Genomic DNA, 21,652 nt, shown 5'->3' with positions numbered 1-21,652 from the left:
TTGCAAATAAGTCTAATACGTGTCGCGTTTTATGCCAAAACACAATTGGAGTTACATGCAAAATAGATCCCAGACTGGGATGACAAAAAAAGAGCACTGGAATGACACCATTTGCTGTGCAATTTACCTTCAAAAATGAATGTTCGTACAGCTATGGATTCATTCGCGGTATCTCACCATAGATCCCGCTGACAAGCAGCGGTATGACGGTTATCAGTAAACATGAATTACTTTAGCTATGCAATCAGGCTTCCTAAAAACACTTTGTAGCCAATCAATTCTTGAGTATAAAAAAAATTCCTTTAATAATAAGGTATGCTAATCAGGAATTTAATAAAACAAGCAACGGGAGTAGGAAGCAGTGAAAATGCAATACGGTATGTCGAATATCTCTATCAATTTGAGAAGTTTAGAAACACATTAAACCTCACTTTGTCACTAATAAAGCAAAATAGGCTTTCGTTTGAGATATACCAAGAGGGATTAGTGGATATGGAAGAGGGAGTGTGTAAGACAATCAGGTCTTCCGGTGTAAATAGATATGTTATTGTGCTAAGAAGGTCAAACCCATACATTATAGTGCATGAACTTTCACATATGGTTGAAAATGAACTGAACTTAAGTTTAGAACAGGAATTTCTCCATAAAGTTTATCAAGATATTGAGCAGAACTTAAAGCAGTCAAATATTCTTGTACAGAAAATTATCGGCCAAGTCATATTTAAGGAGATACAGGCTTATCAAACTGCAAAATCACGCGCATCTGAATTATTTGCACGCTACTTTGAGCTATTTGCTTGGGCGCAGGAAGTTTACCCTAAAGACAAAGAATACTTAATCCGCACTCAAGATTTAAACAAAGTTTTTCTTGCTACTGACCAATGGAAAAAGAGCTACCTTGATCCACAAATGATGGAGAGAATAGATAAGGAAATCAAGGAATACAGCAATAAAACTGCCACTAAAGACGTAACCAAAGTGCAAAGCAGTTGGACTAATAAATTTTCTCCTGGGGGCAAAAAAATTAGCTCTATATTTGGAGATGATGATTAGCTTATAGTGCAGGCCAGACGTCATACCGCCGCGAACCGTCATACCGCGATTCATTCCACAACTGTACGAACGTTGTAGTTTGGGAGCAATTCCTACCAGTGGGGTGTCATCCCAGTGCCCAGACACTGGGATTCAGGAATTTTATTAAGTTGGTAAGCATAAAAGTAGCCATTTTATGTAAAAATACAACATTTTGATGATTATGAAAAAGCTGGATCCCAGTGTCAAGCACTGGGATGACATCATAGAGGCACTGGAATGACACCTTCCTAGTGGAAATTGCTCTCAAATCATAATGTTCGTACAGTTGTGGATTCATTCGCGGCATCTCATCAGCTAACAAGCAGCGGGATGACGGTTGTCGGTAAATCTTTTAGCTGTAGAAGTTAACTTTACAGTTAACTTCTACAGCGTTTCAAGATATAGTTTTGATAATAAAGTGCTCGAATATACATGAAAACCATTTTAGCTGTTGAAACAAGCTGCGACGAAACTGCAGTAGCGATTGTAAATAGTGACAAGCAAGTCCTTGCTCACGAAATTCTCTCCCAAGCAGAACACAAAAAACGTGGTGGGGTGATCCCTGAAATAGCTTCACGTGCTCATATGAAGCATTTAAGTGGTCTAATAAAAAGCGTCGTGGAAAAATCTAACCTTAACTTTTGTGACCTCAATGCAATTGCAGCAACGTCAGGACCAGGACTCATAGGTGGATTAATAGTTGGTACAATGATGGCTAAAGCAATTGCGCATGTAGCACAAAAACCGTTCATTGCAGTGAATCACTTAGAAGCGCATACATTGGTTATTAGGTTACTGCATGAGGTAAAATTTCCATTTTTAGTCCTACTAATATCAGGTGGTCACTGTCAATTTTTAATTGCACAGGATGTAGGTAAATACATTAAACTTGGAGAAACGCTCGATGATTCACTAGGAGAAGCATTTGATAAAGTTGCTAAGATGCTGGGTTTAAGCTACCCAGGAGGCCCATTAATTGAAAAGTTGGCTAAAAAAGGCAATGGCACAAGATTCAAACTGCCAAGGGCAATGATAAAACGTTCTGGATGTAACTTTTCGTTTTCTGGGATTAAAACAGCAGTAAAAAACTTAGTACAAGAACTTAAAATGAGCGAGCAAGATGTGTGTGATGTATGTGCTTCGTTTCAAGAGTGTATTAGTGACATACTGCTGGACAGGGTTAGTAATGCGATTATTATGGCCGAATCTTTAAATATCAAAATCAATGACTTTGTGATTACCGGCGGAGTTGCAGCAAATAATTTCTTGAGAGAAAAATTAAAACAACACATAAACTTAAACATATTTTTTCCCCCTAACGACCTATGTACAGACAATGCAATTATGGTTGGATGGACAGGAATTGAAAGGTTACAGAAAAATTATATAGATTCTCTCAATTTTGCACCAAGACCTAAGTGGGAGTTAGAGAGTTATTAAAAGCTCTCAATTCTGAATTATAGCTAAAGTGACTTAGGTTTTCTAATTGCACATAAGTCAACAATAATTTTCACACAAATCAAAACAGCATATCTTCTCCATAATCCTTGGTAATTTTACATAAGTTAAAAGTAGCATATGGTTCTCTCCGCGGTCTGAGATGACAATAAATTTGTCAAGCCGCATTATACTTGTTAGGCGGAAGTGGACGGCAACATATTTACCACGAAGTCTAACTAAGTTCTTGCTTGTCCCTTCCATCGGCATTGCTATCTTTATTTTCAATAAAATTATTGTCCTATGCTCTTTTGATGTTTATTGATAATAAAATTCTGTTTTATCAACCAACATCCTATGCATAATTACAGCTAATTTTCTTGCTACTGCTACAATTGCTTTTTTCATTCCTTTTTTCTTCGCAACCCCAGTTTTTTAATTTAAATGTCCTCTTGGTAACTGTAAGCATTGTTTGTGCAGCTTCATATAACATACTTCTACATTCCGCTGGTCCCATCTTTGATATGCTGCCATGCCGATCAACTTCTCCAGAAGAATATTGCCTTGGTGTCAACCCTATATATGCTCCAACTGTATCAGATTTCTCAAACCTATGTGGGTTATCAATTGCAGCTTTATACGTCATTGCTACTATAATTCCCACTCCTGGAACAGTAGTTAACAATTTACAATCATCGTCTTTTTCACCTTGTTCTGAAAGCATTTTGTCAAGCTTTCTTAATGACTTTTCTATTCCTTCCAAACTACAAACTAACGCTTCAATTGAACTCCTACTGATTTCATCCAAATTATTTATTGCCTCTTGTATTCTTAAAGCGAAAGTTTCAAATTTTGATCCTTTACCGACCATGTATCTTCAACAACCCTCTTATTGTTCCAATAACCTGCTGTTTGCTACACATTAGCTGTCTTCTGCTTCCAAGCGCTATTTTAATTTGACAACTGATTTTACTAACACTTCTTCCAGCCCTCATCATCTGCACTATACCCCTCGCATCGTTTTTATCATTCTTATTGATTCTTTCAGACAACGCTGCTGCCATATGCCTTGCATCTACACAAATTACTGGTAATCCAAAACTCCTTAACTCTTTGCACATTGATATTGACAACTGTCCACTTTCTATTCCTATGGATTCGTATTTTTTGCCTTGGCTAATCTGCTATTGCCTTACTTTCGCTTGCAACAACTTCTTCCTTAACAACTTTTCCTTTCTCATCAACGATACTTATAAAAGTTTCTTTTAATGAGATCGCTATAATATTTCATGACCTACTGTAAAAGTTTAAATTATTTTTGAAGAACCAATTCATTGAATTTGTTACTTCGTGCTAAAATAATGGAGTATGTCTCTCCATCATTCAATAGCAATTACAGTATGTTTAGCTATAATTTGAAAAACAAAAATTCGTCATTCCGCTACTAGTTAGCGGGATCTAGAGATACCGCGGCGGCATGACGTAGGATTGCTGTCATCCCGCTGCTTGTTAGTGGCTAAGAGATACTGTGAATAAATCACGGTATGACGGTTAAGTATCCCGCTACGTGTTAGCGGCTGAGATAACGCGAATAAATCGCGGGATGACGTGTTGCTTGGGTCAGCTATAGAAGCAAAACTCATCATTTTGAAAGAGGAGGAGATTTTTCCGGACCCTCAGCGGAGATTGATTTTGGATCTGATAATTCTGTATTTACCTTGATTGGCTCTAATGGAGTTTTCTGCTCTTCTGGTTTATCGTCTGGAATTGGAACAGGCCAATCCATAATGTTTTGCGGTATAACTTCTGCTTCTTTAGCTTCTTTTTGACCTGTTGAAGATGATGCATCAACGCCTGCATTTTTGGTAAATTCTTGTTTTAGTTGTTTATTTTCTTCTTGCAGTTGCTTTAAATTTTTCTTTAACTCGTCAATCTCTCTTATTTTTTGTTTTAATTGTTCAGATATAGTTAGTTTGTCTCTAGTCAATTTTTTGTTTTCTTGTCTTAACCCACTAGCTATTCTGCTTGAGTTGTTGTTTACAGCTTGTATACCTTGGTCTTGCTGCTGCATGCTTGTTCCTCTACTTTCATATTCAACTTCAGTTTGAGTTGCCTGACCTTTTTCCTGCTGTAATATGTTCTGCAGTTGCTCTAGACTCTCTTTGACAGATGCCAGCTCTTCCTGTGTACACGTTAACATCCCTTCCTTTTCCTTAAGTTGATATTGAAGTTTTTCTATTTCCCTCTTCGTATTTTCTTCGCTTAGCTCATCTGCAAGTGATCTTCCAGGTTCAAGTTGTCGAATTTCCCTCTCTAAATCTTCCTTTTCTCTCTGTAATTCATTTAATTCTTTAGACAATTGGCTCGCCGTTTCAGCCAATGTATTGTTTTCCTTTTTTGTTTCCATTAACTGTTCTGCCAACTGCTTTTTATGATCATCCTTTAAACCTTCCACTATTTTCTTCAGATCATTCTCCAAATTTGCACTCTTTTTCTCTAGTACAGTTAAATTAGCTTCACTTTGCTTCAATTTCTTCTGTAGTTCTTTATTTATCCCATTTACTGATTGAACTTCATCTTCTTTATCTTTCAACTTATCATTTAAGCTTTCTATTACATCATTTTTATCCTGCAGTTCTTTCTCTATCTTTTGTGTTAACTGCTCAATATTTTGATTCTTCCAAGCTAATTCTTGCGTCATCCTTTTTAATTCAGCTTTAAGTCTTTCAGCTTCTTCTTCCCCAGTTTGCTTTTCTTCACTTAATTCGCTTATTTGTGTATCACCTTCTTTTTCTATCTTTTGATTAAGTTCTTCTAATTTTTCGAGTTTCTCTATAAGTGACTTAATAGAAGCATCTTGCTCCTTTATTCTTTGATCTCTTTCAAATATCACTCGCTGTTGTTCATTAACTTTATCTCTCAAGGAGTCACGTTCTAAGCTTAGATTGTCACGCTGCTCTGCAAGTTTGTTAATTTCATTTATAGCCTCATCTACACCTTTTAATCCTTCTTGTTCATACTTTTTCTTATAATCTTTGTGTATTTCTTGTTCATCGTAGTCATCGTCAATGTATTCATCAGTGATTTCAGACTCTTCATCACCAATCTCGCTTTCAACAGAAGAAGAACTTCTACGTGAAGAAGGTGTGCTAGGAGAGGAATACCCACTGCTGCTTGGTGTAGGCAATTGCGATGATAGATCTTGTGTGGGCTCGAGACTGTCCATATCTTGACCTATATCAGTAAAAGCTTGATACAGAGTTTTTCTGTTGATAAAAACTTCTTTATTTTGTCCAACTAACTTTAATACTTCTTCTGAACTCGTTATTCCTCCAAATTTTGGCTCACCAATAACACTCTGTATACCACCAGAATCCAATTTTACGGTCATGCTACAGTCTATGCTGTTACCTTCAGAATCCTTAGCCTGCCAATTAATGGTCATTTCACATGAGCTTGAACCAGTAAAATCATAGTGCCTTTTGCTGCCTTTTTTGGTTGCAGTTATTTGACTATCTTTCCCTAAAGATATGTTATAAACCTTACCTTCACTGCTGGCCCTTAAAATATTGCTAATTTCTATTGGTTTTTCTTCATTTTCAAATCTAATTTTGAAGTCATTATCTGTTGTTGAATACGCTAAGAAATTTTGACTAGGCAGAGACGACTTAAGTTCTTTATGCATTGCGTCTATTGATTGCTCAAATTTTTGGAACTCCTTTTCCCACTTTAAATTTATCTGTCCTGTAATGTCCTCATCTTTGCGTAAAGGACCAATAAAGACCAGATTAAATTTTCTTCCTCCAGTCTTTTGATAAAATCCTGAAGATCGTTGCAAGATTCAATGACATTTAAAGTATCATTTTTCTTTTGTTCATCTACATCTAAACTTTGACTTTCAGCTATAAATACATTTTCGTTTTCCTCTGGCATAATTTTACACTTTTAGAAATATACTATAATATTAACAACTTTAATTAAAAAATCAACTAATTATGTGGGTAAATGAAGAAGAAACTTGAGCACTTGTCCATTATGTTATATAGTAGTTACTCCTTAAGCAGTGCAGTATGGACAATACCATTATAAGAAAATACGATATTAGAGGTATAGTAGGCAAAGACTTGCAGATTAATGATGGGTACGAGATAGGTAGAAAGTTTGGCCAAACCGTAGCTAGTGTTTGTGTCGGCTACGACAGCAGAATAGATTCACCAGGTATAGAAAGAGAATTAATTAGGGGCTTAACTTTATCCGGTGCAAATGTTATACGCGTTGGACTATGCTCTTCACCTATGCTTTACGCTGCAACACAAATCACACAGGCGGATCTTGGTATCATAATAACTGCCTCTCATAACCCCAGCGAATATAATGGCTTTAAATTTTTTAGTAATAAAAAAGTCTTCTCAGATCAAGAGATAAAGGAAATTATAAGCAGTCCAATTAAAAACAGCACAAGAATTGGAAGCTTAATTAACATAAATATATATAGTGAGTACATTAGCATATTAAAAAGTGCAGTGAAGAACGATACTACACAGAAATTAAAAATAGCCTGGGATTGTGGAAATAGTCCAGCAAGTGGAATTATAAGGTATATTGAAAAGATCTTGCCTGGTCATACGCACATCGTAACCAATAACTCTATAGATGGGGCATTTCCACTGCATGATCCAGATCCCATAGAGGAAAAAAATCTTGCTCAATTAATTGACATTGTGAAGGAATATGGATGTGATCTTGGCATTGCGCTAGATGGCGATAGCGATAGGGTGCGCTTAATTGATAATAAAGGCAACGTTGTTTCCAATGACCATTTATTTATAATTTTTGCACGTGAAGTGTTGGAGGAATATCCAGAAAGCAAAGTTATTGCTAACGTAAAAATGAGTATGAAAGTGCATGATTTTGTTAGCAAGTTAGGAGGGCAAGTTATTACCTGCGCTACTGGACATTCACTAGTTAAGAAGAAGATGGTAGAGGAAGAGGCAAAGTTTGCTGGTGAATTAAGCGGGCACTTCTTCTTTTCTGAGCTAAGTTTTGATGATGGGCTATATTCTGCTGTTAAAGCAGTTGACATTTTGCTTAAGAAAAACCAAAGCCTATCTCAGGTGATTGAGGATTTACCGAAGTTATATATCACTCATGAAGTAAAGATTGTAGTGAAAGATGAGAAAAAATTTCAAATAATTGAATCAATAAAGAAAACACTGGAGAAGCAAAATATTGTATTTTCAGATCTTGATGGTGTTAAGGTAACCGATAATAAAGGTTGGTGGCTTCTTAGGGTATCAAATACGCAAAACTGCATTACAGCAAGATGCGAAGGAGAGACTTTAGAGGGTTTTGAACTTACTAAAAAGGTTTTGTTCCATTACATTGATGAAGCAAGGTCTTTAAATTGTAGCTACTCACAGAAATAAATTTGATTTATAAAATTGACATGAAAGTATAAAGATAAATAGGCTAAATGTACTTATCACCTGGTCAGGCTGCAGCATTATTTCGTGTAACCGTTTGCGGGTCCACTTAATTCTGCAATTCTTTGATCTCACTCATGGAGAGGCCAGTAAACTTAACAATAGTGGTGACATCAACATTATTAGCCAGCATTGTTTTTGCAACTTCAATTTTTCCTTCCTTTTTAGCATCATCAAGTTTTTGTTCAAGAACAGCCCGTTCATCACGAATACGTTTTATTTCCTGTTCGTAGGCAATAAATTCTTTCTCTGACCAGTTGAATCTATTTAGTTCTTCATATGCCTTTTTAATTATTACATCACTACCTATTATCTTTTCCAATTCTTCTTCGCTAGTTTCATCTGCATATTTAAAATAATAGATCCATTTTTCAACTATACTCTCCAATTGGTCTTCTTTAGTTTTAGGAAATTTTGGTAACTCAATAAATGTAAAATAAAAATCTTTTAAATCATGTTCATAGCTATCTTTGTCTAACATTACATGATCTGACTTATACTCAGATTTATTAGGAAAGAGAATACAATCAGCAATAGCTATAAAAATGATTTCTTTAAGATCCTGATATTGATCACCTTTATCAGCTTGCCTTGAATAAGCTTTAGCAGCGTAATATTGAGCGCGTTTTTCAAAGCCTTTAGTTTTGGCAACTTGCATTTCGACTATTACTTGCACCCCATTTTCATCCCTGCAAAGAACATCAACGATACTTTGTTTTTTAGAGGCAATTTCAGCATCTTGAATAGTGCTGAGGAATTCTATTTCTTTTATTTCATCTTTGCCAGTGAACCCCAAAATATCATTGAGAAAGTGAATGAGGATGTCTTTATTTTTTTCAGTACCAAAAATACGCCGGAACGCAACATCATTCTTGGGGTCGAGAAATTTAGAAAGAGCCATAAAAAAATTTTTAAATGTATCTTTATGTTATATATTCTTATTAATAATAATTCAATAATTTGTCGTCTTTTTTGTTAACTTTACTGATGTTGTTGTAAGGAACGTTGTTGCAAAATTTTGTAAAATTTATTATCCTAAGGTTTCAAGTTCTCACAGGTTTATTGGAACTATATGTACAATGTGTTTATCAGTGAAAATCAGGGGAAAATGATGGAAGAAAAATTAATACATTACTTCAGCCAGAACAAGTGTGAAGGCAATGCAGAAATGAAAAATCTGCTGGGAGGGAAGGGGGCAAATTTAGCAGAAATGTGCAATGTTGGCATTCCTGTTCCACCTGGTTTCACAATTTCCACCTCTGCTTGCAAAGTCTATTATCAAGACAATAGATCTTCTGTTATCCAAGTAGCTGACTACTCGGATCCAGAAAAAAGTGTGGTCACGCACTGGAATGACATATGTAGTGGAATCAAAAACTACATGGCGATGCTCGAAAATGACATCGGTTGTAAATTTGGGGATTTAAATAATCCCTTATTAGTTTCAATACGCTCTGGTAGTGTTAGTTCAATGCCGGGCATGCTTGATACTATTTTAAATGTTGGTCTAAATGATGAAACTGTTGTTGGGCTTGCAAAAAAAAGTGGCGAACGTTTTGCTTACGATAGCTACTGCCGTTTCATCATGATGTACTCCAATGTTGTACTACAGCTTGATCATCACCTATTTCAAGATGTTGTTGATAATGAGCAGCAAAAGAGTGGAGCAAAAAGCTTAGCTGATCTTGATGTTGATGTTTTAAAGAGAATTGTTAACGATTTTAAAAAGATAGTATATGAAAAAACTGAGAAACATTTCCCGCAGAACGTTGAAGAGCAATTGTTAAACTCAGTTAATGCAGTATTTGCCTCTTGGAAAAATGATAGGGCTGTTTCCTATAGAAGAATACATAATATTCCTGAAAACCTTGGAACAGCGGTCAACGTGCAAGCAATGGTTTTTGGTAATTTAAATGATAATTCTGCAACTGGTGTGATATTTACACGAAATCCTTCAACTGGAGAAAAAAAGCTTTTTGGTGAGTTTTTGGTTAATGCTCAGGGTGAGGATGTGGTTTCTGGTGTTTATACTCCTATGCCAATTGACGGAGAGCAAAAAAACACCATGGAGAAGTTGCTGCCAAGTGTCTACCGAGAATTATGCGTGGCATGTGAAAAACTTGAAAGGCATTATAAAGACATGCAGGATATCGAATTTACTGTGCAGGACGGTAAGTTATGGATTTTGCAGACTAGGTCTGGCAAGCGCACGGCTGAAGCTGCTATTCGCATAATAGTTGATATGGTAAACGAAGGAACGATTACAAAAGAAGAAGGAATATTGAGAATTGATCCAAAAACTTTTGACAATTTATTGCATCCAGTTCTTGACGTTAAGGGTGACCAGAAAGTAATAGGGAAGGGACTGCCGGCTTCTCCAGGGGTTGCTTCTGGATATGTAGTGTTTAGTGCAAGTGATGCTGAAAAAGCTGCAGAGCAGGGCAAAAAAGTGATTTTAGTAAGGTCAGAAACGAGTCCTGAAGATATTAATGGAATGAATGCTGCAAGTGGCATAGTAACAGCACGGGGAGGGATGACCTCGCATGCTGCTGTTGTAACCCGTGGAATGGGTAAGCCATGCATTTGCAGTGTGAGTGGACTTTATATCGATAAAGATGGAACTTTCTTTTCTGTAGGGGATACAAAAGTAAATAAAGGTGAACCAATTACCATCAACGGAGGAACAGGGGAGGTTATGCTTGGCATTCTCCCTACAATTTTACCTGAATTATCGCAAGAATTCAAAACGATAATTAACTGGATAGATGAAATCAAAACGATCAAAGTGAGAGCGAACGCTGATACTCCAAAAGATGCAAAAATTGCAAAAGAATTCGGTGCAGAAGGTATAGGCTTATGTCGCACAGAACATATGTTTTTCGCTAGTGATAGAATCGAATTCATTCAAAAATTGATAATAGCTGACGATGAAAATGAAAGGGCAAATGCGCTCATTAAACTAGAAGAAATGCAAAAGTCTGATTTCAAAGAAATATTTTCTATTATGGAGGGCAGGGAAGTCACTATACGGTTGCTTGATCCACCTTTGCATGAATTTTTACCCAATGATCAGTCTACTATAGAAAAAATTGCCAAATCACTTAGTAAGTCAGTTGAGTCAGTAAAAAATAAAATAGCACAGTTATCAGAAAAGAACCCAATGCTTGGCCATCGAGGTTGTAGACTTGCTATTTCTCATCCTGAAATATATAGCATGCAGATTAGGGCAATACTTAGTGCTGCAAGTGAATTAAAGAAAGAAAAGAAGATAGAAGTGGAGCCTGAAATCATGATTCCTTTTATCATGAGCGAGAAAGAATTTATTCTGATATGCGAGCTAGCAAAGAAAGAATCCTCTGTTATCTCAGCTGGGATCCAGACGCAGATTCCAGCGTCACGCGCTGGAATGACATCAGACAAGGCTTATTCAATTGGAACGATGATAGAACTACCAAGAGCAGCACTGATTGCTGATAAGTTAGCAAAACATGCAGAGTTTTTTAGTTTTGGCACTAATGATTTAACGCAAACAACCATGGGACTTTCAAGAGATGATTCAGTTAATTTCCTTGATTCTTATAAGGAAAGCAACATATTCGAAAACGACCCATTTGAAGTGCTGGACATCGAAGGGGTAGGGGAGTTAATCAAGATAGCTATTGAAAGAGGCAAAAAAACCCGAAAAGAAATAAAACTAGGTATATGTGGAGAGCATGGAGCAGATCCAAGATCTATAGAGTTTCTCATCGAATCAGGGGTGGATTATGTTTCATGCTCACCCTATAGAGTACCGATTGCAAAGTTAGTGGCAGCACAGTTTAGTGTTAGATCTAAATTTGCTAGGTAAGTATAGTGGCAGTGTTGGCTACTCATATGGTTTGAGCCCACCAGAGGGTGTCATTCCAGCGCGTGACGCTGGAATCTAGTTTTTATTATGGCCTTCTGGATCCCAGTGTCTGGGCACTGGGATGACATCCTTTTACACGTTCAACTTCATTCTCTCTCATCTCCCTATAACTTGGTAATGTAGAATTTTTTACATGCAACCCGGTATATATTGCAATCAAAGCAGCTATGACACTGCAAACTACTGCACCAGCTACAAATGGAACCATCACAGCAGCAGTAATGAATAATCCTGTAATAACAACTCCAACAACATCTTTTGTCAATGAGGTGTAAAAATCCTTTTTGCTCTCTTTATATTTAGTTTCTTGTTCATTTGGCATAGAAAATTGAGCATCTACAAAGCCGTTAGCTTTATTATCATTATTTGGTGTGGCAGTTTGCTTAGTATTTGTTTCCTCTGGTATTACAGGCGTTTTATTTTTGTTATTATGATTATCACCATTGGTACTGGTTAGAGGAACTGTTGCTATAGGTCTACTACCAATGTTCCCATTACTGCTGCAAGGTTTTGCTCTGTTTTCTTCATTAAGCTTACCACTATTCAAGAACGCATTAACAATTTCAGTTTTACCTACCTGTATGGCCACTTCTAAAGCCTCTTTCCTGTTTGCAGGACTCACGTAACCTAAAATTAGCTCAACTTCTTGGACATTACCTTGAACAATAGCAGAATTCAAGGCATGCAATTTTTCTTCTTCATTAAATTTGCCACTATCCAAAAGTACCTTAACAACGTCAGCTTGTTTTGTTATTGCAGCTATATCCAATATAGTCCTGGAAGCAGTATCTGTAAGATAGATTACAGCATCTAAATCTGTAAACAATTTTACAACATCTAGAAATACGCTACGATCGCCGGTAATATTGGACTCTCTTACAGCATTTGCAAACGAATCAAAAATTGCCGAATTTGTTTTTTTCCTTGTATTAGTTGCCCGTAAAGTACTTCAGCAGTCATACCAGGGTTTATGGAGTTACTAGAATCTACTTCATTACTGTCTGCTCTATTCTCTTCCACATTAGGTGCCTCTTCTTCCTTGTTTATTGCTGCGGTTATTTGCTCTTGTTGAAGGGGTTTACACCCATTTTTGAGGAGAAAATCCTTAACGCGTGAGTTGTTATTTTCGGTTGCATGTTTTAGAAGTAAGTCTCCTAATAAATTGCCTCCTTCACATTCATCTTGAAAATTAACTTCTTTCCATTTTGAACCTTTTAGCAAGTCTTTCAGATCAATGTCCCCTGTATATCGCAGCATTTTAGCTATGTGCGAGGCCAGATCTTCAATATCATCATTACTATACGGCATAACTGTAATTCCACCACTATAAATATTTTTATTATAGCAACTTTCCCACAACCAGTCAAGACATATTGCAGTTTCAAGCAGCATGATATATCATGATATATATTGAATATAGTTCTTAAAGCAAATGATGGAAGATTTAGCCTATAAATTAGTTAAAGTGACCGAAGCTGCGGCGCTTGCTGCATATAAACTAGCAGGCTTCGGTGACGAAAAAAAGGCCGATCAGGTTGCAGTTGATGCAATGCGTACAGTATTAAGTTCAATGGAAATAAATGGTACTATCGTAATTGGCGAGGGGGAGAGAGACGAAGCTCCTATGCTATATATTGGGGAAAAGGTTGGTACAGGAAATGGTCCTGAGATTGACATCGCTGTTGATCCACTTGAGGGCACTACGATTTGTGCTCATTACAAATCAGGGGCAATGTCTGTTCTTGCTGCAACGAAAAAAGGTAATTTTTTACATGCACCTGATGTTTATATGGAAAAGATAGCAGTAGGAAAAAATCTTCCAGAGGGTGTAGTCTCACTAAAAAATAGCATTGAAAAGAATCTAGACAATTTAGCCAAGGCAAAAAAATGCAAAGTGAATGATCTCGTGGTAACTGTACTTAAACGTGAAAGGCATGGTGAATTAATAGAGAAAATCAGGAAATTAGGAGCAAAAATTAAACTAATAGATGATGGTGATGTTGCGGCCATAGTTTCACTAGTAAATGGCAATCATGATATGTATATCGGTATAGGAGGAGCACCAGAGGGAGTGCTTGCGGCTGCAGCGCTAAGCTCTATCGACGGACAGATGGAGGGAAGATTAGTACTTGACACGGATCAGTTAAGAGAAAGAGCAAAAAATTTAAATATTGATGACCCAGAAAAAGTCTACGCCGTAAAAGATATGGCAAGAGGTGAATCAGTGTTCATTGCAACTGGAGTAACAAGCGGAGAACTTGTGGATGGAGTTAAATTGAATCATAATACCTATTCAACTAATTCTTTAATAATTCTGCCTAATAGGCTGATAAAGCTGCAAACAATGCAGAACTTATGTTAGCTTTTTTAGTTTCTAATTTTAGCTTTACAACATTTAGCATTAAGATATAATCAAGTTTACTTATAACAATAGAGGTGTGAAATGTTTTCTAGTATTACAAATCTATTTAATGATTTGTACAAAAATTCGAGTACCAAGGAAAGTGAAGAAAAGTTGACTCTTCTATCTCCTCAAGCAAATCTTCAATTCGATGAGACTCAGGTACAAAGTGTGCTCTCAGATTTTGAGGAATTGGAGTTTAAGGATAATAAGTGTTTTGACAAAATAGCAGACGATTATGAAAAGAAGGGGGAGAGTGCCCTTTTTAACTATGTAATATTGAATAAGCGGAAAGAAATAATCGATATATTAGATAGGAATCTTCCTCTTCTCGAAGAACAGGAGGAGTTTAGAAAGAAATATAGTCAATATGTTTTTCAAATTGACAAAGGAATGAATTATGGAAAAGAACTTCAAGATAGACTTCAGTCTTTTAAAGATAGGGCAGAAGAAGTGTTATCAGATTTTGAAAAATTGAATTTCAATTTTAAGGATAATAAATGTTAAGATTCTTCTGATTCTGTAAATTATAATAACGGCCGGCCAGCAGATCCATTTGACAAAATAGCAAACTATTATCGACGGGAGAAGGAGAGCATTTTCCTTTTTAACTATGTGGTATTAAGTAAGCAAAGAGAAATAATGGATATATTGGATAAGAAGCTTACTTCTAAAGATCAGGAGGAGTTAAAAGAAAATTTTAAAAAGAGGTTGGGTAGATATCTTCTTCGAATTGACGAAGGAATGAATGATGCAAAAGAATTTCTAAACAAAGATGATCTAATTGGTTTCTTTGATGGATGTTATTGGCCAGACAAAAAGGCAGGACATCTTGTTAATCATTATGATAATCTTAGTATCAACATTACTAAACCTGGACAGAGTTTAGAAACTAGTCGTCTTTTTAGCGAAAAGACTAAAAGGATGGAAACAATTAAAAATGAGATACAAAGAGTAAAAATATATAGTAATGATAAAAGAATAGTAACAATTGAGAAGAATGAGAAACAACAGAGGAACTACTCCTTTACAGAATTTGCAATATGTGACATCGAAATTAGTTGGGGTGCAAAAGATGAATCTGGAAAAGACCTTAACTGTACTGTTGTTCTAAATATAAATTTAGGTCAAGTGAGTATTAAAAAATCAACTATTGACGGTAAAGATGTTGAACCAAAGAAAATTTTAGAGTTAGCTAAGCAAAACGAGGCTGTGCTTATAAAAGGTAAAGCTTTACATGAAGTTTTAGCAGCACATTTCATTAAGCAAACACCATGTGAGGAAAAGAAGGATACGCAATCGCACGAGAATATTGTTGTACCTGGTTCTGGTGCACCTCGCTCGGCTATTGATGAGGAAATAACTGTAGAGCATCCGTCCGGGAAAGCGGCAAATAAAGATAATCATAGAGAAAATGTGAGTTTACAACAAATGGTGCCATGAAAGTAGCTGATACATAACTGTACGAACGTTTGTTTGCGAAGAAATGTTATAGCAGGTTTTGCCTCAAACACAAAGGTGTCATTCCGGTGCTTGACACTGGAATCCAGCCCTTTTACGCAGTCCCATTAAAAACGTTGTATTTTAACGTAGGATTAGCTACTTTTATACTCACCAATTTAATCTCTAATCAAAATTCCTGGATCCCAGTGTCTGGGCACTGGGATGACATCCTCCCTAGTGGATTCAAATCACAATATTCGTATAGTAAGCACTGACCACTTTTGCTTCAATATTTGCGATGCCCCTGAACAGATACAATTATTCTATTATCAGGAGGATTGTATATTAAGTCAAAGTCGCAAGACTATAATGAGCTAGCTGTCAATTGGATTGATTGATAGAAATCGTAGGCATCTCAGTACACTCCTAGCTTTAAAAAATGGAGTACGAACGGTAGGGGGATCTAAAAGATCGAATCACAATCCTGTTACATTATTATTTGATTATATTTATAGGTACAAAAATGGCTAGAACAGTTTTCATTGGTATTGATGTTTCAAAAGAAACACTTGATATCTCAATCAACAATAAACATCAGCGTATAGAAAATGTAGAGACAGCTATATCTGAGTTTATAAAGTCAAAAATGGCTAACGTATTTGTTAAGTTATGTGTAAACAGGTGGTTATGAAAAACTTGTCATAAAGTTGTTACGGGAACATAACATAGCTGTTCACAGAGCTCACCCAAATCGGGTATATGCATTTGCAAAAGCCTGCAACCACTTTGCAAAAACAGATAAATTAGATGCAAAATTACTAGAAAAATATGCTGAATTTATCACAAAAAATGACGAGGTAGTAGAATACATAGTTTCACAAAAGCAAGAAGAACTAAAAGAGCTAAGAGAGCTAAGAGCAGTTGAGCGCAATCTAAACGATGAAGTTCACGCAAATAAGTGTCGTTTGCATAAGGTTACAGGAAAAGCCAGGGAATATATAGAAAAACAGATAGAATTTGCAAAAAAACAATTAGAGCAAATTAGGCAAGACATAGAAGATATAATAAACTCTGATCCTGATTTGAAGGAAAAAAGCAAACTGCTAACTAGCTATAAAGGTGTTGGACGGAAAACCGCAAGTATCCTACTCATAGAGGTACCTGAACTTGGCAGGTTAGATAATAAGGAAATAGCTTGTCTAGTTGGAGTTGCACCAAAAACTAGTGAAAGCGGAAGGAAAGTGAGCAAAGCCCAGATCATAGGTGGCAGATTTTATGCTCGAAAAGCATTATACATGTCTGCTGTGGTTGCAATGCGTCATAATAAAAAAATGAAAGCAGCGTTTAGTTGACTCTGGCAAAGCCGCTAAAGTCGCTTTAGTTGCTGTAATGAGAAAAATCATCATTTGTTTAAATGCTATGATAAAAAACAATAATTTTTATCTTGATGTTTAAGACGGTAGATGCCATTAATCGCTTTATATAATGCTACTTGTAACACTTATGCCCTGAACGGAGACAGTTTAGGCTGTTATGCCTGGCGGCTTTGTTGGAATAAGTTTTTCAACGCTGCTAACAATAAAGTCAGTTATACTGTCAGCTACCTTATCGAATTTATCATTGATCTCTTTTCCTATTTCTTGATTTTTAACATATTCGTGTAGAGCTAAAGCAGTTATAGCTGCACATGCTGCAATTAAGCCAGTTTGTGCTATAATGAATAGTGATAATCCTCCTACGAATATAGATGTTAATCCAATAGCCAGGTTTATAATTTTACTTTGTGTTGTTTGTTGCTTCGCTTGGCTTTGATCTGCCTGTTTATCCTCTAAAGCATTCGATATTGTTTTTAAGGCAACTTTTATCGCTATTGCTGCAACTGAAACCATAATTAGCCCTATAGCTATTTTTGCTAAAAGAAGAATCGACGGTAGCATCATTACAAATAATAGCGCGCCAATTCCTCCAGCTAACCACTTCTCATTTATTTTTTTTGATTGATTTGTACCAGTGTTCATTATTACCCTTCACTTTACTTATGATTTACCTATATCTAATACGAAATATGAAGGTAGTCAACTATATATTTTATATGAAAGATTGTATTAAAAGTTTTTCATGTTATTTTTTGCTGCTTCGTGGTTAAATTTGGAATTTTAGAAAGAGTTACGTATTATTTGAAATTCTTGTATACTGTTTTGAATCAGTTAAATAGATAATGAAGTGCAGGACGCAGTTTTAATTTTACAAGATGGGAAGTGCTTTTGGGGAAAATCAGTAGGTAAAAAAGGCAAATGCATAGGTGAGGTCTGTTTTACCACTGGTATGACCGGTTATCAGCATACTATAACTGATCCTTCTTTTGCCGATCAAATTATAACGTTCACTTTTCCTCATATTGGTAACGTTGGAATAAACCATAAGGATAATGAAGGAAAGAAAATTTTTGCAAGTGGTGTGGTTATGCGTGAACTTTCTTCTATGTCCCACCCTTCTTCATATATCAGTTTAAATGATTGGTTAGAGAAAAATAACGTGATTGGGATATCAGGAGTTGATACTAGAGCTTTAACGAGACATTTGAGAGAACATGGATCTCAAAATGGAATGATATGCTCATCAAGTAAGGCGCATGCGTTGGACAAATTGAAGGAATACAAATCTGTAAATGGGATAGAAATAACCAATAAAGTCAGCTTGCATAGTAATTTTAAAAGTGACCTTAATGCAAAATATAGGGTTGTAATCGTTGATTTTGGCGTAAAAATCAGTATAGTTTCACGCTTAATAGAACTTGGTTGTACAGTTGAATTAATCAGACCAAGCACAGGTTTTGCTCAAAAAGTGTTGAGTATGAATCCAGATGGGATAGTGCTTTCAAATGGTCCTGGTGATCCGCAAGAAATAGGAGAAAGTGTAGTTTCAGAAATAGACATTATTATAAAATCTAAAATACCAATTTTTGGCATATGCATGGGCCATCAATTACTTGCGATTACTTTGGGGGCAAAGACCATCAAGATGGATATAGGTCACCGAGGGAGTAACCATCCAGTTTATGATGTAATTAGTGGAAAAGTTGAGATCACTAGCCAAAATCATGGTTTCGTTGTTGATTCAGCTTCTCTTCTAAGTAATGTTGAAATTACTCACATTTCTCTATTTGATAATAGTGTAGAGGGAATAATGATGAAGGATTACCCAGTCTTTTCTGTGCAATACCATCCAGAAGAAGCGCCAGGTACGCATGATTCGCATTATTTGTTTAAACGTTTTATTGACAATATTGTGTTGTATAAAATGAAATCTGCGTGATTTTAATCAGGGTAGGTTTTATTGCTTGATTTTTTAATTTTAGGCGTTTAGTATTAAATACAATAAGAGCTTAAGTTAAGATGCTAAAATAGTATTCTCTTAACAAATTTTTGCGGAGGAGTGACCGAGTGGTTAAAGGTAACAGACTGTAAATCTGTCCGCGTGAGCGTACGTAGGTTCGAATCCTACCTCCTCCATTGTGCGGGTATAGCTCAATGGTAGAGCTCTAGCCTTCCAAGCTAGTGACGTGGGTTCGATTCCCACTATCCGCTCTTTTTTTTGTTGTATTTTTATAAAATCAACATATTATTTATTGATGTATTTGTATTTTAGGTAGAAAAGTTTAAATTATGACAGCAATAGTGGAAGCATTTGGAAAGCCGCATGTAAATGTGGGAACAATAGGACATGTGGATCATGGGAAGACGACGTTAACAGCGGCGATAACGAAGCATTATGGAAATTTTGTAGCGTACGATCAGATAGATAAAGCGCCAGAAGAAAGGAAGAGGGGGATAACGATAGCAACAGCGCATGTTGAGTATCAGACGGAAAAAAGGCATTATGCACACGTTGATTGTCCTGGACACGCTGACTATGTAAAGAACATGATAGTAGGTGCAGCACAGATGGATGCGGCGATATTGGTAGTGTCGGGGGTTGATGGGCCAATGCCACAAACGAGAGAGCATATATTGCTGGCGAAGCAGGTAGGTGTTGGATATATCGTGGTGTATATAAATAAAGCTGATGTTGCTGATGCTGATATGATAGATTTAGTAGAAATGGAAGTGAGGGAATTACTGAGTAAATACGGGTTTCCAGGGGATGAAGTGCCTGTGGTGGTTGGTTCAGCACTCAAGGCGCTGGAGGATGACAGCAGCGAATATGGAAAGAAATCAATAGACAAATTGATGGAAAAGTTAGATGAATATGTAGCGGTTCCACCAAGGCCTGTGGATTTACCATTTTTATTGCCAATCGAAGATGTATTTTCGATATCGGGGCGAGGAACAGTGGTAACAGGAAGAATAGAGAAGGGAGAGATAAAGACGGGAGAAGAGATAGAGATAATAGGTCTGAAAGCGACGCAAAAGACGATATGCACAGGTGTTGAGATGTTTAAGAAGTTGCTGGATAAGGGAAGTGCAGGACTCAATGTAGGAATATTGTTAAGAGGAACAAAAAGAGAAGAAGTGGAGAGAGGGCAAGTATTAGCGAAACCGGGGACGATAACACCGCATAGAAAGTTTAAGGCGGAGGTTTATATATTAAAGAAAGAGGAAGGAGGAAGGCATACACCATTTTTTGCGAATTACCAGCCACAGTTTTATTTAAGGACAACGGATGTAACTGGGAGCATAAAATTGCTAGATGGGAAGGAGATGGTAATGCCAGGAGATAATGTGAGTGTAGAAGTAGAATTGCAAGTACCGATAGCAATGGATAAGGGATTGCGTTTTGCGATAAGAGAAGGCGGTAGAACTGTTGGTTCTGGTGTTGTTTCTGAAATTTTGGAGTGAGTGTAGTAACTAAGATGAAGCAAGATATATATATTAACATTAAGGCTTTCGATTGTTCTTTATTGGAGGAGTGTGTTCGAAAATTTGTTGATGAATTAAAGCGGTCCAGTGCAAAATTATCTGGTCCGATTGCGTTGCCAAGGAAAGATTCTAAATTTATTGTTAATAGATCTCCTCACGTTGATAAAAAATCTCGTGAACAGTTTGAAATGAGAACTTCTAGGCGTTTGATTGTTTTACATGATCTTACTCCTACTATGATGCAGATGCTTACAGGTTTATCTTTTTCTGCTGGCGTAGAAGTGGATTTAAAAGTCAAGGAAGTTAAGGTTTAGGAGAAGGAAATGAAGAGAATAAATTCGCTGAGGAGAATTGGTTTACTAATGATGAATATTGGTCATACTGCTATGTATTCTGACAATAGTCGCATGGCTGTAACTTTATTGCATCTCAGCGAAACTTATATTATTGATATAAAAGGACAAGATAAATGTGGCTATAATTCAGTCATTTTAGGCACAGGAGATTTTAAAAATATAGCAAAACCTCAGTTGGAATATTTAAAGAAAAAGGGTATAAATAATAAATGTAAGTTATACGAAAGTAGATTAAATGACCTGTCGGGAATAGAATGTGGTAAAAAAGTGGGAATCAATCATTTTGTGGTTGGTCAATATCTTGATATTACGGGTTATTCTATAGGTAAAGGATTTGCTGGTGTGATGAAGCGGCATAATTTCAGTGGGCTTAGGGCATCTCATGGTGTTTCTATTGCTCACAGATCACAAGGTTCCACTGGCCAATGTCAGGATCCTGGTAGAGTATTCAAAGGAAAGAAAATGGCTGGTCATTTAGGTAACAGCAGGATAACTGCACAGAATATGAAGATATTATCCATTGATCATGAAAATAGTATAATTGCTGTGAAGGGTAATAATGTTCCTGGGTTTAAAAATTCCTATGTTTTTGTAAGAGATGCAGTTAAAAAATCTTTACATAAAGATGTTCCTTTTCCGGTAGGTTTACTGTTAGATGTAAATGATGATGCTAGTAATTTGGTAAGTTAGTT

At 36.3% G+C, this 21,652-nt stretch carries 21 protein-coding genes, 2 tRNA genes and 1 pseudogene; 16 read left to right on the top strand and 8 right to left on the bottom strand.

Going from position 1 to position 21,652, the window contains the following annotated elements; all coding sequences use genetic code 11:
• Window positions 1-315 precede the first annotated feature (315 nt).
• Window positions 316-1,053: a hypothetical protein gene (locus tag AAGD93_RS05075; protein WP_341819215.1), complete on the top strand. Its 738-nt coding sequence runs from the start codon at window positions 316-318 to the stop codon at window positions 1,051-1,053.
• A gap of 106 nt (window positions 1,054-1,159) precedes the next feature.
• On the opposite strand, the gene AAGD93_RS05070 is transcribed toward AAGD93_RS05075, so the two are convergent.
• The gene (locus tag AAGD93_RS05070) at window positions 1,160-1,381 is read right to left on the bottom strand and encodes a hypothetical protein (RefSeq protein ID WP_341819214.1); all 222 of its coding nucleotides are present in this window, start codon (window positions 1,379-1,381) and stop codon (window positions 1,160-1,162) included.
• Window positions 1,382-1,506: 125 nt separating this feature from the next.
• Between AAGD93_RS05070 and tsaD the strand changes: the two genes are divergently transcribed.
• A complete protein-coding gene (gene tsaD / locus AAGD93_RS05065; protein WP_341819213.1) occupies window positions 1,507-2,514 on the top strand; it encodes a tRNA (adenosine(37)-N6)-threonylcarbamoyltransferase complex transferase subunit TsaD in 1,008 nt (335 codons plus the stop codon).
• Between the two features lie 352 nt (window positions 2,515-2,866).
• Here tsaD and AAGD93_RS05060 read toward each other — a convergent pair whose 3' ends face one another.
• The 3 genes and pseudogenes from AAGD93_RS05060 to AAGD93_RS05050 form a co-directional block, all read right to left on the bottom strand.
• Window positions 2,867-3,382: a transposase gene (locus AAGD93_RS05060; RefSeq protein ID WP_341819212.1), complete on the bottom strand. Its 516-nt coding sequence runs from the start codon at window positions 3,380-3,382 to the stop codon at window positions 2,867-2,869.
• On the bottom strand, window positions 3,372-3,632 hold the full coding sequence (locus tag AAGD93_RS05055; protein WP_341819211.1) for a hypothetical protein: 261 nt from the start codon (window positions 3,630-3,632) through the stop codon (window positions 3,372-3,374). The genes AAGD93_RS05060 and AAGD93_RS05055 overlap by 11 nt, the downstream gene beginning before the upstream one ends.
• A gap of 521 nt (window positions 3,633-4,153) precedes the next feature.
• Window positions 4,154-6,444: pseudogene (locus AAGD93_RS05050) on the bottom strand (hypothetical protein).
• Window positions 6,445-6,581: 137 nt separating this feature from the next.
• Here AAGD93_RS05050 and AAGD93_RS05045 point away from each other — a divergent pair.
• Entirely contained in the window at window positions 6,582-7,937 is a 1,356-nt protein-coding gene (locus AAGD93_RS05045; RefSeq protein ID WP_341819209.1) for a phosphomannomutase/phosphoglucomutase, read from the top strand.
• A 106-nt stretch (window positions 7,938-8,043) separates the two neighbouring features.
• Here the strand turns inward: AAGD93_RS05045 and AAGD93_RS05040 are convergent, their stop codons facing one another.
• Window positions 8,044-8,895, bottom strand: coding sequence for an Rpn family recombination-promoting nuclease/putative transposase (locus AAGD93_RS05040; protein ID WP_096616857.1), 852 nt, complete (start codon window positions 8,893-8,895; stop codon window positions 8,044-8,046).
• Window positions 8,896-9,105: 210 nt separating this feature from the next.
• On the opposite strand from AAGD93_RS05040, the gene ppdK reads away from it, so the two are divergent.
• Window positions 9,106-11,841 (top strand): pyruvate, phosphate dikinase, encoded by a 2,736-nt coding sequence (gene ppdK / locus AAGD93_RS05035; RefSeq protein WP_341819916.1) that lies wholly within the window; start codon window positions 9,106-9,108, stop codon window positions 11,839-11,841.
• A gap of 85 nt (window positions 11,842-11,926) precedes the next feature.
• On the opposite strand, the gene AAGD93_RS05030 is transcribed toward ppdK, so the two are convergent.
• The gene (locus AAGD93_RS05030; RefSeq protein ID WP_341819208.1) at window positions 11,927-12,727 is read right to left on the bottom strand and encodes a hypothetical protein; all 801 of its coding nucleotides are present in this window, start codon (window positions 12,725-12,727) and stop codon (window positions 11,927-11,929) included.
• Between the two features lie 50 nt (window positions 12,728-12,777).
• Window positions 12,778-13,293, bottom strand: coding sequence for a hypothetical protein (locus tag AAGD93_RS05025; protein WP_341819207.1), 516 nt, complete (start codon window positions 13,291-13,293; stop codon window positions 12,778-12,780).
• A gap of 43 nt (window positions 13,294-13,336) precedes the next feature.
• On the opposite strand from AAGD93_RS05025, the gene glpX reads away from it, so the two are divergent.
• The 6 genes from glpX to AAGD93_RS04995 all read left to right on the top strand — a co-directional run bounded on the left by glpX (window position 13,337) and on the right by AAGD93_RS04995 (window position 17,097).
• A complete protein-coding gene (gene glpX, locus AAGD93_RS05020; RefSeq protein ID WP_264338238.1) occupies window positions 13,337-14,263 on the top strand; it encodes a class II fructose-bisphosphatase in 927 nt (308 codons plus the stop codon).
• A gap of 81 nt (window positions 14,264-14,344) precedes the next feature.
• Window positions 14,345-14,809 (top strand): hypothetical protein, encoded by a 465-nt coding sequence (locus AAGD93_RS05015; RefSeq protein WP_341819206.1) that lies wholly within the window; start codon window positions 14,345-14,347, stop codon window positions 14,807-14,809.
• Window positions 14,810-14,917: 108 nt separating this feature from the next.
• Complete coding sequence (locus tag AAGD93_RS05010) at window positions 14,918-15,745, top strand: hypothetical protein (protein ID WP_341819205.1); 828 nt, start codon at window positions 14,918-14,920, stop codon at window positions 15,743-15,745.
• Between the two features lie 86 nt (window positions 15,746-15,831).
• Window positions 15,832-16,020, top strand: a complete 189-nt coding sequence (locus AAGD93_RS05005; protein ID WP_341819204.1) for a hypothetical protein — start codon at window positions 15,832-15,834, stop codon at window positions 16,018-16,020.
• Window positions 16,021-16,268: 248 nt separating this feature from the next.
• On the top strand, window positions 16,269-16,436 hold the full coding sequence (locus tag AAGD93_RS05000; RefSeq protein WP_156518135.1) for a hypothetical protein: 168 nt from the start codon (window positions 16,269-16,271) through the stop codon (window positions 16,434-16,436).
• Between the two features lie 16 nt (window positions 16,437-16,452).
• Window positions 16,453-17,097: a transposase gene (locus AAGD93_RS04995; protein ID WP_341819055.1), complete on the top strand. Its 645-nt coding sequence runs from the start codon at window positions 16,453-16,455 to the stop codon at window positions 17,095-17,097.
• 171 nt (window positions 17,098-17,268) lie between these two features.
• On the opposite strand, the gene AAGD93_RS04990 is transcribed toward AAGD93_RS04995, so the two are convergent.
• On the bottom strand, window positions 17,269-17,763 hold the full coding sequence (locus AAGD93_RS04990) for a hypothetical protein (RefSeq protein WP_341819203.1): 495 nt from the start codon (window positions 17,761-17,763) through the stop codon (window positions 17,269-17,271).
• Between the two features lie 205 nt (window positions 17,764-17,968).
• Between AAGD93_RS04990 and carA the strand changes: the two genes are divergently transcribed.
• From carA to rplC, 6 genes are all read left to right on the top strand, one after another.
• A complete protein-coding gene (gene carA / locus AAGD93_RS04985) occupies window positions 17,969-19,060 on the top strand; it encodes a glutamine-hydrolyzing carbamoyl-phosphate synthase small subunit (RefSeq protein ID WP_015589146.1) in 1,092 nt (363 codons plus the stop codon).
• Between the two features lie 114 nt (window positions 19,061-19,174).
• Window positions 19,175-19,257 (top strand) — tRNA-Tyr (locus AAGD93_RS04980).
• Window positions 19,258-19,261: 4 nt separating this feature from the next.
• Window positions 19,262-19,332: transfer RNA gene (locus AAGD93_RS04975), tRNA-Gly, on the top strand.
• Between the two features lie 78 nt (window positions 19,333-19,410).
• On the top strand, window positions 19,411-20,583 hold the full coding sequence (gene tuf / locus AAGD93_RS04970; RefSeq protein ID WP_010962759.1) for an elongation factor Tu: 1,173 nt from the start codon (window positions 19,411-19,413) through the stop codon (window positions 20,581-20,583).
• 14 nt (window positions 20,584-20,597) lie between these two features.
• Window positions 20,598-20,918, top strand: a complete 321-nt coding sequence (gene rpsJ, locus AAGD93_RS04965; protein ID WP_012673184.1) for a 30S ribosomal protein S10 — start codon at window positions 20,598-20,600, stop codon at window positions 20,916-20,918.
• 9 nt (window positions 20,919-20,927) lie between these two features.
• Window positions 20,928-21,650 carry a 50S ribosomal protein L3 gene (gene rplC, locus AAGD93_RS04960; RefSeq protein WP_006279218.1) on the top strand — a complete coding sequence of 241 codons (723 nt, stop codon included), beginning with the start codon at window positions 20,928-20,930 and terminating at the stop codon, window positions 21,648-21,650.
• The last annotated feature ends 2 nt before the right edge of the window (window positions 21,651-21,652 follow it).

The organism is Wolbachia endosymbiont (group A) of Brachyopa scutellaris, assembly GCF_964026995.1.
Taxonomy (GTDB): domain Bacteria; phylum Pseudomonadota; class Alphaproteobacteria; order Rickettsiales; family Anaplasmataceae; genus Wolbachia; species Wolbachia pipientis.
The sequence above is the reverse complement of the archived record's forward strand: the minus strand, read 5'-3'. Positions and strand labels throughout refer to the sequence as shown.